Source organism: Wocania ichthyoenteri Th78, assembly GCF_000789235.1.
Classification (GTDB): Bacteria; Bacteroidota; Bacteroidia; order Flavobacteriales; family Flavobacteriaceae; genus Wocania_A; species Wocania_A ichthyoenteri.
In genome coordinates, this window is record NZ_KN525716.1 from 2,215,174 (window position 1) to 2,227,330 (window position 12,157).

Annotated in this window: 9 protein-coding genes; 5 read left to right on the top strand and 4 right to left on the bottom strand. The window is 31.2% G+C overall.

Annotated features, from left to right (window positions below; translation table 11 throughout):
• The first annotated feature begins 7 nt into the window (after positions 1 to 7).
• The 4 genes from RG22_RS09705 (at position 8) to RG22_RS09720 (ending at position 2,387) form a co-directional block, all read left to right on the top strand.
• On the top strand, positions 8 to 442 hold the full coding sequence (locus RG22_RS09705; protein ID WP_034042818.1) for a hypothetical protein: 435 nt from the start codon (positions 8 to 10) through the stop codon (positions 440 to 442).
• Between the two features lies 1 nt (position 443).
• On the top strand, positions 444 to 1,070 hold the full coding sequence (locus RG22_RS09710; RefSeq protein WP_034042819.1) for an ExbD/TolR family protein: 627 nt from the start codon (positions 444 to 446) through the stop codon (positions 1,068 to 1,070).
• Positions 1,071 to 1,096: 26 nt separating this feature from the next.
• On the top strand, positions 1,097 to 1,576 hold the full coding sequence (locus RG22_RS09715) for an ExbD/TolR family protein (protein WP_034042820.1): 480 nt from the start codon (positions 1,097 to 1,099) through the stop codon (positions 1,574 to 1,576).
• Positions 1,577 to 1,694: 118 nt separating this feature from the next.
• On the top strand, positions 1,695 to 2,387 hold the full coding sequence (locus tag RG22_RS09720) for a porin family protein (RefSeq protein WP_034042822.1): 693 nt from the start codon (positions 1,695 to 1,697) through the stop codon (positions 2,385 to 2,387).
• A 35-nt stretch (positions 2,388 to 2,422) separates the two neighbouring features.
• Here the strand turns inward: RG22_RS09720 and RG22_RS09725 are convergent, their stop codons facing one another.
• The 4 genes from RG22_RS09725 to RG22_RS09740 form a co-directional block, all read right to left on the bottom strand.
• Positions 2,423 to 3,031 carry a hypothetical protein gene (locus tag RG22_RS09725; protein ID WP_034042824.1) on the bottom strand — a complete coding sequence of 203 codons (609 nt, stop codon included), beginning with the start codon at positions 3,029 to 3,031 and terminating at the stop codon, positions 2,423 to 2,425.
• Positions 3,028 to 4,488: an RNA polymerase factor sigma-54 gene (rpoN, locus tag RG22_RS09730; protein ID WP_034042827.1), complete on the bottom strand. Its 1,461-nt coding sequence runs from the start codon at positions 4,486 to 4,488 to the stop codon at positions 3,028 to 3,030. The genes RG22_RS09725 and rpoN overlap by 4 nt, the downstream gene beginning before the upstream one ends.
• Before the next feature lie 81 nt (positions 4,489 to 4,569).
• Positions 4,570 to 6,003 carry an asparagine--tRNA ligase gene (asnS, locus tag RG22_RS09735; RefSeq protein ID WP_034042828.1) on the bottom strand — a complete coding sequence of 478 codons (1,434 nt, stop codon included), beginning with the start codon at positions 6,001 to 6,003 and terminating at the stop codon, positions 4,570 to 4,572.
• A gap of 40 nt (positions 6,004 to 6,043) precedes the next feature.
• Positions 6,044 to 8,443, bottom strand: a complete 2,400-nt coding sequence (locus tag RG22_RS09740; protein WP_034042829.1) for an efflux RND transporter permease subunit — start codon at positions 8,441 to 8,443, stop codon at positions 6,044 to 6,046.
• Positions 8,444 to 8,782: 339 nt separating this feature from the next.
• On the opposite strand from RG22_RS09740, the gene RG22_RS09745 reads away from it, so the two are divergent.
• Positions 8,783 to 12,148, top strand: coding sequence for an RHS repeat domain-containing protein (locus RG22_RS09745; protein ID WP_156113371.1), 3,366 nt, complete (start codon positions 8,783 to 8,785; stop codon positions 12,146 to 12,148).
• The last annotated feature ends 9 nt before the right edge of the window (positions 12,149 to 12,157 follow it).

Genomic DNA, 12,157 nt, shown 5'->3' on the forward strand with positions numbered 1-12,157 from the left:
AAGTATTATGAAAAAAGTATTAACCATATTGTTAGGTATAGTAGGAGTACTTTCTATTGTATTTCTAGCAATGATAATATCAACAGGCGACGAAGCTATTAAGCTAGGTGAATCTAGTGGTACCGTAAATACGTTTATGTACATAGGTTACTTAGTTTTGATTTTAACTTTAGCATTTGTTGTTATATTTAGTTTAAAAAATATTTTTAGTGATTCTGAAACCATGAAGAGCACCTTAAAAGGTCTTGGAATATTTGCTTTGTTAGCAGCTATTTGCTATTTCGGTTTTGCTAAAGGTGTAGAAACACCATTAAAAGATGGCGATATGTTATCTGCTGGAGGCTCAAAATTATTAGGAGCAGGATTATATTTATTCTATTTCCTGTTAGCTATTGCAGGGGCATCAATGTTGTTTTTCGGAATTAAAAAAATGATAAAGTAATATGGCAAAACGAGCAGCACCAGAAGTTAATGCAGGCTCAATGGCCGACATTGCTTTCTTACTATTAATTTTTTTCTTAGTTACTACAACTATTGAAAAGGATTCTGGTATTAACCGTAAACTACCTCCTATTGATGATAGTGAAGTAGAACCGCCAATTATAAAGCAGAAAAATATTTTCACTGTTTTATTGAACAAAAACGATCAGTTATTGGTTGAAGATGAACCCATGCAAATTAAAGATTTACGAAAAGCAGCTGTTGAATTTTTAGATAACGGAGGAGGAACTGATAATAATGGCAATACATGTGATTATTGTCAAGGGAAGAAAGATCCAAATTCATCTGATCACCCAGATAAGGCTATTATATCTTTAAAGAATGATCGTGAAACATCTTATGCAGCTTATATAGCCGTACAAAACGAATTGGTTGCAGCTTATAATGTATTAAGAAATAGAAGAGCTCTTGAATTAGGTCCTCAAAAAGGATTTAATGATATGGATTTTATTAAAATGCAAAACAACCAAAAGGACGTTAGGTGGACTGGTAATAAAGAAAAGTTAAAAGAGGTTATCGATCAAATTAAGTTAGAAATACCTCAAAAACTTTCGGAAGTTGTAGAATAATTTAGAATTAAAGAAGATTAAAGATTATGTCTAAATTTAAAAAGAAAAAAGATGGAGGATTACCTCCTGTTAACACAGCATCATTACCAGATATTGTATTCATGTTATTATTCTTTTTTATGGTTGCTACCGTAATGAGAGAAGATACACTCTTTATACAAAACCAATTACCACTTGCAGATCAAGTTGAAAAGCTTGATAAAAAATATCCAGTTAGTTATATTTACATGGGTAAGCCAAGTGAAAACTATAAAAAATTTGGTACTGTTGCAAGAATTCAGCTTAATGATAAATTTGCTGATGTTTCTGAAGTTGGAAGATTTATTGAAGCTGAAAGGCTAGCTTTAAGAGAAGAGTTAATACCGTTTTTAACAGTATCTTTAAAAGTTGATAAAGAAGCTAACATGGGAATTGTTGGAGATGTAAAACAAGAATTACGTAAAGTAAATGCATTAAAGATTAACTATACTACTGGTATTGGAGATGCGTTAAGCAACATAAAATAAAACAATCTTAATTTTATACTATAAAAGCGTTTTGTTAATTCAAAGCGCTTTTATTTTTTATTGTGAGTACAATTTTAATTATACTTGTATAGTTACTATAAAACAGGCATTTGGATAAATGAAAAATTTCTTTTTTATTTTACTTTTTATATTTGGCTCTTATTTGGGGTTTTCTCAAGAGACTCAAAGTAAAGCTGGAGATTCTCTTTATAAAGAAGATCAATTTTATGTAGGCATTACCTATAATTTATTAGGAAATATACCAAGTAACCTATCGCAAAGTGGATTTTCAACAGGCTTTCATTTAGGGTTTATTAAAGACATACCAATTAACAAAAGACGAAATTTAGCCATTGGTATAGGTGTTGGATATTCTGCAAATTCTTTTAATCAAAATCTACTCGTTAATAAAGATAGTTTTGGGAATTTTGAATATAGTATTTTAAGTGATAGCGATACGTATTCTAAAAACAAGTTTTCGATGCATTTGGTTGAGTTGCCCATTGAATTTAGATGGCGAACATCTACCGCAACCGATTACGCTTTTTGGCGTATTTATACAGGTTTTAAGCTTGGATATGTATTTACAAATACAACTAAACATGTTGGAGATTTGGGGGCTTTAAAATATAACAATGTTAACGAATTTAATAATTTTCAATATGGATTAACTCTAAGTGTTGGTTATAACACTTGGAATCTTCATTTGTATTATGCTTTAAGCTCTATATTTTCTAATGACGCTAAACTAAACGGCGATAAAATAGAGATGAACGTTATTAAAGTAGGTTTGATGTTTTATATCTTATAAATAATTTTTTCATTACTCTACAGTAAAAGAAGTATTTAGAGCCAATAGTTCACTAAAATTAATTGCGGAAACATACCTACAAAAAAACCAATAATTAATTCTTTATAAGTGTGAGCATTTAAGTGTAATCTTGAAGTTGCAACTGCTCCAGTAATGATTGACATTAAAGCTAATGTGCCATTTATATTTATGTTAAAATGAATACTTAAAGCTATAAAAAACATAAACACCCCAGATACAGAAATCATATGTATACTTGATTTGAATTTAAAAATTGCTAAAATTAAACAAGCTAATGTTGAAATTAATATACCTACAAAAAAGAAGTATAGCTCAATAACTTGACTTGGAGTAATTATACGCTGTAATACTAAAATAATAACGATACAATTGAGTAAAAGCGGAAAAATACGCTCTCTTGTACTTTCTAAATAAATAGATTTTACTTTGCCCAAAGTTTTTAATAAAAAGAATAATAATATGGGTAAAATAACGGTTAAAATAAAGAGTGAAATTAATTTAGCTTGAATAACTTCATTAGGAATAAATCTAGGCGATTTTGCAAAGTAAAACGCAACACCAAACAAAGGCATTAATAAAGGATGGAAAATAAACGAGATACTTTTTAAAATACGATCTATCATATTTTTTTACGTAATCGTGCTACTGGAATATCTAATTGTTCTCTATATTTTGCAACAGTCCGTCGTGCTATAGGGTAGCCTTTTTCTTTTAAGATTGAAGCTAAAGCTTCGTCTGTTAATGGTTTACGTTTGTCTTCTTCTTCAATAACAGTTTCTAAAATTTTCTTTATTTCTCTTGTTGAAACATCTTCACCTTGATCGTTCTTCATCGATTCAGAAAAGAACTCTTTTATCAATTTAGTACCATAAGGTGTATCAACATATTTACTATTAGCTACTCTTGACACTGTAGATACATCCATAGAAATTTCATCTGCTATATCTTTTAAAATCATCGGTTTTAAGTTACGCTCATCACCAGTTAAAAAATATTCGCTTTGATAATGCATTATAGCACTCATCGTTACAAATAATGTTTGTTGGCGTTGTTTAATAGCCTCAATAAACCATTTTGCAGCATCTAGTTTTTGCTTAATAAAAATAACAGCATCTTTTTGAGAACTCGATTTTTCTTTACTGTCTTTATAACCTTTAAGCATATTGTTATACTCTCTGGATACATGAAGTTCTGGAGCATTTCTGCCATTAAGTGTTAATTCTAATTCCCCATCAACAATTTTAATAGCAAAATCAGGAACTACATGCTCAACAATTCTATTGTTTCCAGCATAAGAGCCACCTGGTTTTGGGTTTAAATGTTCAATTTCTGAAATTGCATCTTTTAATTGAGCTTCAGAAATATCAAATTTTTGAATTAACTTTTGATAATGCTTTTTAGTAAACTGATCAAAGGCATTATCAATTATATTTATCGCTAATTCACAATCTGGTGTTTTTTCTTTTCGATGCAACTGAATACTTAAACACTCTTGCAAACTTCTGGCACCTACGCCTGCTGGGTCTAATTGATGCACAATACGCAAAACGGATGCTACTTTTTCTTCATCGGTGTATACGTTTTGCGTAAATGCTAAATCGTCTGTAATATCTGATAGCGAACGCCGTATATAACCACTTTCGTCTACACTTCCTACTAAAAACTCTGCAATGTCACGTTCTTCGTCAGATAGTCTATACGTGTTTAATTGATTAATTAAATGCTGTGTGAATGATGTTCCTGCAGCATACGGCATTGTTTTTTCTTCATCATCGCTACTGTAATTATTTACTTGTGTACGGTAATCTGGAATTTCATCATCACTTAAATACTCATCAACATTTATATCTTCGGTATTTATAGTTTCATTATCATTAAAATCGTCTGTAGAATTATCTAAATCAGAATCGTAATCGCTGTCATGTTCTTCTTTACCACCTTCAAGCGCAGGGTTTTCTTCAAGTTCTTGCTTTAAGCGTTGCTCGAAAGCTTGTGTAGGCAACTGTATCAATTTCATTAATTGAATTTGTTGCGGCGACAACTTTTGCGATAATTTGAATTGTAAATATTGTTTAAGCATATTACGATTTGGTTTAAGATAAAAGTAAAAAAAACTTTTATCTCTTAGTTACCAACTAACAATTCTTTTTAAATTGATTTATTAAAATTCTGCATTTTGTGGTGTTCTTGGAAACGGAATGACGTCTCTAATATTACTCATTCCTGTGGCGAACATAACTAAACGCTCGAAGCCTAAGCCAAAACCAGAATGTACTGCTGTACCATATTTTCTTAAATCGAGGTACCACCATAATTCTTCTTCATCAATATTAAGGGCTTTCATTTTTTCTTTTAAAATGTCTAAACGCTCTTCACGCTGAGCGCCACCAACAATTTCTCCAATGCCCGGGAATAGAATATCCATAGCACGCACGGTTTTCCCATCTTCATTTAAGCGCATGTAAAAGGCTTTTATATTTGCTGGGTAATCAAACAAAATTACAGGGCATTTAAAATGCTTTTCTACTAGAAAACGCTCATGTTCACTTTGTAAATCTGCACCCCATTCGTTAATGATATATTTAAATTTCTTTTTCTTATTTGGTTTACTGTTTCGTAAAATATCAATGGCTTCGGTGTAGCTTACACGTTTAAAATTATTTTCGGTAACAAATTTTAATTTTTCTATTAAAGTCATGTCACTACGTTCGGCTTGTGGTTTTGTTTTTTCTTCGTCAAATAAACGTTTGTCTAAAAATTCTAAATCTTCACGATTATTTTCTAAAACATAGCTTATTACAGATTTCATGAAATCTTCGGCTAAATCCATATTACCTGCTAAATCCATAAAAGCTACCTCTGGTTCAATCATCCAGAATTCAGCTAAATGGCGTGATGTATTTGAGTTTTCAGCCCGAAATGTTGGCCCAAAGGTATATACTTTGCCTAAAGACATGGCATAAGTTTCTGCTTCTAATTGTCCAGAAACCGTTAAGTTGGTTTCTTTTCCGAAGAAATCTTCTTTATAGTCAACTTCACCTTCATCATTTAATGGCGGGTTTTTAGCATCTAAATTGGTAACTCGAAACATTTCGCCAGCACCTTCGGCATCACTACCAGTAAGAATTGGTGCGTGCATATAGTAAAACCCGTTTTCATTAAAATATTTATGAATAGCAAACGATAGTGAAGAGCGTAATCGCATAACGGCACTAAAGGTATTGGTTCGTGTACGTAAATGCGCATTCTCTCTTAAAAACTCAAACGAGTGTTTTTTGGGTTGAATTGGAAAAGTTTCTGGATCAGAATCTCCTAAAACTTCAATAGAGGTTACGTTAATTTCAACGTTTTGTCCCTTACCTTGGCTTTCTACTAACTCACCTTTTATATGAAGTGCAGCGCCTGTAGTAATGCGTTTTAAAATGGATTCAGATGTGTTTTCAAAGTCTACCACACATTGTATATTATTTAAAGTAGAACCATCATTTAAAGCTATAAAACGGTTAGCTCTAAACGTTCTAACCCAACCTTTAACTTCTACTTCTGGCAAGGTAATATCTTGTGATAATAATTCTGAAACGGTACGTAATTGCATGTGTATTAAATTTTAAAGTGCAAAGATAATTTTTTATCTCTTATTCATTAGTGTTTTCGTCATCATCTCCTTCAGGTATAATATTTATTGAAGGCTCTTTTAATACTTCTTTGTTAGCAATACTGCGTTCTAAAGACAGTAATAACGATGGCAATAATAAGAGGTTTGAAAGCATTGCGAAAAGTAAAGTCGCCGAAACCAATGCGCCTAAAGCGACAGTTCCTCCAAAACTTGAAATGGTAAACACAGAAAAACCAAAGAATAAAACGATGGATGTATAAAACATACTTACACCAGTTTCGCGTAAAGCGGCATAAACAGATTTTTTAATTTTCCAATGATTTGCAAGTAACTCCTGTCTGTATTTTGCTAAAAAGTGAATGGTGTCATCTACCGATATTCCAAAAGCAATGCTAAACACTAATATGGTTGAAGGTTTTATGGGTACACCCAAATACCCCATTAAGCCTGCTGTTACTAATAGTGGCAGTAGATTTGGTATGAGTGATACAATAATCATTCTTCCAGATCTAAACATATAAGCCATAAATAATGAAATAAGAAAAATGGCTAATGATAATGAAATAGCTAAGTTTTTTACTAAATATTTTGTGCCTTTTTGAAACACCAATGCTTTACCAGTCATGGTTACGTTGTACCTTTCTTTAGGGAAAACTTTATCTATTTTATTTTGAAGATTTTCTTCAATACGTTCCATTTTATCGGTGCCAATATCTTTCATAAAGGTTGTAATACGAGCATATTGCCCCGTGCTATCTACAAAGTTTTTAAGCAAATCGACATGTGATGTTGAATTTTTTGCATACGATAAAATAAAACTATTTTCTTGAGATGTTGGTAATTGATAATGTTTTGGATTGCCATTATAGTAAGCTTGTTTTGAGTATTTTACAAGACCAACTACCGAAATGGGTTTTGATAATTCGGGTGTTTCAATAATTAAATCTTCTAGCTCGCTCATGCGCTTTAAAGTAGATAGTTTCATAACACCTTTTTTGCGTTTGGTGTCAACCATAATTTCTAAAGGCATAATACCATTAAATTCATTTTCAAAAAACCGAATATCGTTTACAAACTCTGAGTTTTGTGGCATATCTTCAATTAAACTACCAGAAATTTTAATTTGATAAATGCCAATTATACTAGCTATTAGTAAAACGACCGATGTCGCATAAATAGCAATACGTTTTTGCTTTACCATGCGTTCCATCCAGTCTACAAAACCACCAATCCAACGCTTATTTAAGTGCTCTAAATGACGGTCTTTTGGGTAGGGTAAAAAGGTGTAAATAATAGGGATTATAAGTAAGCACAAAATAAAAATGGCTAAAATGCTTAAGGAAGCCACAATACCGAACTCTTTTAAAAGCTTGCTTTCTGTTAAAATAAATGTTGCAAACCCAGAGGCTGTAGTAACGTTTGTCATTAACGTAGCGTTTCCAATTTTGGTAATAACACGTTGCAACGATTTAACTTTATTGCCATGCAGTTTTACTTCGTGCTGGTATTTGTTAATTAAAAAGATGCAGTTTGGTATACCAATAACTATTATTAAAGGCGGAATTAAAGCTGTTAAAACTGTGATTTCGTAATTTAATAAACCAAGAATACCCAAAGTCCACATAACACCAATACAAACTACAATAAGTGAAATAAAAGTGGCTCTAAACGATCTGAAAAATAAAAAGAATATTAGCGATGTTACTAATAACGCAGCACCGATAAACTTGCTAATTTCGTCAACTATAAGTTGAGCGTTAAGGGTTCTAATATAAGGCATTCCAGACACTCTAACATCTAAATTGTTGGTAGTTTCAAAGGCTTCAATAGTTGGGTTTAAAACATTAATAACAAAATCCTTTCTTGCTGAAGTGTTAACAATATCTTTTTTTAAGTAGATTGCAGTTCTAATCGTTTTACTTTCTTTATTAAACAGGAAATTATCATAAAACGGATACTTGTTAAAAAGCTCATCTTGAAGTATTTCTATTTGTTTTAAAGATGAAACAGAGTCTTTTATGAAAGGTTCAAGAATGAATTTTTCATTAGTATTATCTTTAACAAGCTTTTGTAAATCTTTAATAGAAACAACTGTTTCTACACCTTCAGATTGCTTAAAATTTTCTGAAAGCTTATTCCAAGCATTTAATTTTTCAACTGTAAAAAAGGAAGAGTCTTTAACACCAAGAATAATTAAATTCCCTTCTTCTCCAAAGGTTTTTAAAAAATCATTATAAACAACATTAACTTCATGGTTGTCTGGTAATAAATTAGCTTCGGTATGCGAAAAGCGCATATTTTTCCACTGAAAGCTAAAAAGTATAGTAGTAGCAATTATAACAACAAGAATAGCAATTTTATTGCGTAAAATAAGCCTTGCAGTTAGATCCCAAAAATTTGCTGTAAATAGTTTAAACATACTATGTTTTAAAGATGCGCAAAGGTAGAAAAAACCAATATATAACTAGCTTTAATTGGCCTATAATGTTATGTTAAAGGTAAATTTTAAGTTTATAGTTATTGTGAATACTATAAATCTTGCATCTTGAATAAAACCAAGTTAAAAACATGTCATTTCTTATACAAAATATTTTTGAAATATCAGTAAGCCTTTACCTTACATTAAGTAAGCTAAATTAGATTTTAACCTTATTATTAATAATCTTTTTGCTTACCAATAGTAAGGTTTTAGCTTACTCCAAATCCAAAACGTCTTTCTAATTTTATAAGCACATTACAAACCATAAATAATGTTCTTATGAATACACGATTTTTAACCCTTACGATTCTTTTGTTAATATCAAGAAGCTTGTTTTCACAAAATTTGCCAAATATTATTCCTCCCAGTCCTGAAGCATCATCATTGTCAAAATTTGTAGAAGTTCCTGTATCTAATTATACTGGCTTGCCAAATATTAGTGTTCCATTTTATACAATTGATTTAGATGGCTTAAAAATACCTGTTAGCCTTTCTTATCATGCTAGAGGGATTCGAGTTGAAGAATTAGCTCCAAGAGTAGGAATAGGCTGGGCTTTAAATTATGGTGGCATTATTTCAAGACAAACTAGAGGTAAATTAGATGACAAGAACACAAGTAGCAGTAAAGGTTATTTAACCCAAAACTATTATGACACTTTTGAAAACAATGAATCCATTAGAGCAAGTGTGTATAATGATGATATCAATAATAAAGCTGATTTAGTTCCTGATCAATTCATGTTTAATTTTTTAGGATATTCAGGGAAGTTTATTTTTGACCAAAAAACAAAGCTGCCTTTATTACAAGATTATGCAGACTTTAAGATTGAACCTATCTATACTAATCCAATAAATTATATTGGAATTAAGGCTTGGGTAATTACTAATGAAAGCGGATTTAAATTTTATTTTGGTCAATACAATACTTCTACCATTATTGCTAATTATGACGATACAGAGGCTTCCTATGCATACACTACTAATGGATTACAAGATTTTGGAAACCCTTCTTCTTCGATTGATTACAATAGCTGGCAATTAGTTGCGATTATAAGCCCTAAGGGTAATAAAGTAGAATTTGATTACGAATTAGAAAGTACAGTTTATCATAAACGTTCTTATGATAAAAAAGAAACAGACGGAAGCTATTCATCTTATTTTTCAAGAATTCGATCAAAAGAATATAAAATAAAAGAAATTACATTCAATAAAGGCAGCGTTGAATTTATAAAAGACAGTGTAGAGAGACAAGATGTAAACTATGGTTATAGCTTAAAAGAAATTATAGTAAAAGATTTAAATGCAACTTCTACGATAAAATATAAACTTAATTATAGTTACACTTATGATAATAACCCAAGTAATATAAACCCATTTTTACTAAGTTATGACCCTAAGGCAAAAAAACGATTATTCTTAGATAATATAGAAAAAACAGGAACTTTAGGTTCTATTCACCCTTATTATAGCTTTGAATATATTGATAAACAAGAGTTACCAAATAGGTTTTCTAATTCACAAGACATATGGGGCTTTTATAACGGCAAAGCTAATGGTGAGTTTTTAACATTCTTTAATTATGGAGCTAATATTATAGATCGTACGGTAGATACTATTTTGGCTCAAAAAGGGCTTTTAAATAAAGTTGTACTTCCTACAGGTGGAACAACTGAATTTGAATTTGAAGCTAATAAAGCTAAAGTACCCACCTATTTTAAAGATTTGTTTTTTAAAGGGATTAACCCAACTACAGCAAAAACAGCAGGCATTATAAAAGATTTTCCTTTTTATGTGGGCAATAAGCGATATGAAACACTATTCACAATTGAGAATGATGTATTTGGATATTTAAAAACAGTAGTACAGTTTATGGGTGATTTTGGAACCTGTAGTACAACGCAACCATTATCTAGTTGTAAATATAGAGTAACTATACAAGGTGTAGGAGCTAGCTATTATGTTCAGATTTTTATGGGAGTCCATAATAACATTATTGCACCTCCACCTGGTAATTATAAAATTGTTGTTGAACAATTGTCAGGAGTAGACGATCCCAGTGACTTTGAAAATGGATTTGCAGTTAACCTATCATGGAAAGAATCTTTAGATGAGACTGAGGCCATATATAGCGGAGGTAATAGAATAAAGAAAACTATTTTAAATAGTAATGAAAATGGTATAATAGAAAAATCATATGAATATTTAACAAATTTAAATGAACATAGTGGATTACTTTTTTCTTTACCTAGCTATTATTTTATAAAAGATATAGTTAATGGAGCACCAGTTTTAGATGCTTATGGAGCCCGACCAGGAAGCCCTCTTTCTTATGAACAAGGAAACCATGCAGGCTACAGTCATGTTACTGAATATATTAATGGTAGTACTATGGGTGATGGAGGAAAAAATGAATATAGCTTTACAGCTATACCAGATACAGGATATTTTTATGAATTTCCCTATACTATTCCTATGGACAATGAATGGATGAGAGGTAAACTGCTATCTTCAAAGGTATATAAGAAAACGACAGGAGGATATGAACTTTTGAATAAAGTTGAAAACATATACAAATATGCAAATAACCTTGGATATTTTTACATAACAAATCCATTATTACCTCCACAGGCAACAAATATGTACTACAAAAAGGATGATTTTCAATTTCATATTCCATTGATTATTTTTAAACTTAATGAATCTAATCCAGCTGACACTAATCATAACGACTATAAGATTTATAACCTGTCAGGTGGTACACAACATTTATATTCTAATAAAACAACATCATATTACAATACAATACCTGTAGTAACAGAGACTAAGTACTACTATGATTATATAAATCACAATCAACTAAACCAATCCAACTCGACCACCAGTGATGGTAAGTCCATTGTGTCAAAAACCATTTACCCAGATGATATAAAAACAGCTACAACACTGCAAGATGATAGTATTATTAGCGGAGGTGCATTAAGTACAACAGCTTTTAATGCAGCTTACAAGATGAAAGAAGGTAATTTACATCAAATAGCAACACCTATTCAAATAGAAACTGTTGTAAAGGATGGTGCCACCATATTATCTCAAACGATACAACGTACTAACTTTTCAGAACCTCATACAAGTATAATTGAACCAAAAGACATCCAATTCTTAAAAGGGACTTATAATGCCAATACAAATCCTTTAGAAAACCGTATTGAATATCTTGATTACTACGCTAACGGTAATATAAAAGAAGTTTCAAAATCAAACGGCACACATATAATATATGTATGGGGCTATAATGAACAATATCCTATAGCAAAGATAGAAAATGCCACATTTACAGGTTTAGCTACAAATATACAAACCGCTATTAACAGTGCAGTTACAGCATCAAATAATGATATTGATACACCCACAGAAGACAATTTAAGAACCGCTTTAAACAATCTTAGAGGCCTATTTCCTAACGCTATGGTAAGCACCTACACCTACGACCCATTAATAGGAGTCACCAGTGTCACCGACCCTAAAGGCTATACGATGTACTATGAGTATGACGAATTTGGAAGGCTAGAAAGGGTTCGGGATAAAACGGGTTATATACTTAGCGAAAACGAATATAATTATGCATTACTAAACAATAATAATTAAAAAAGATGA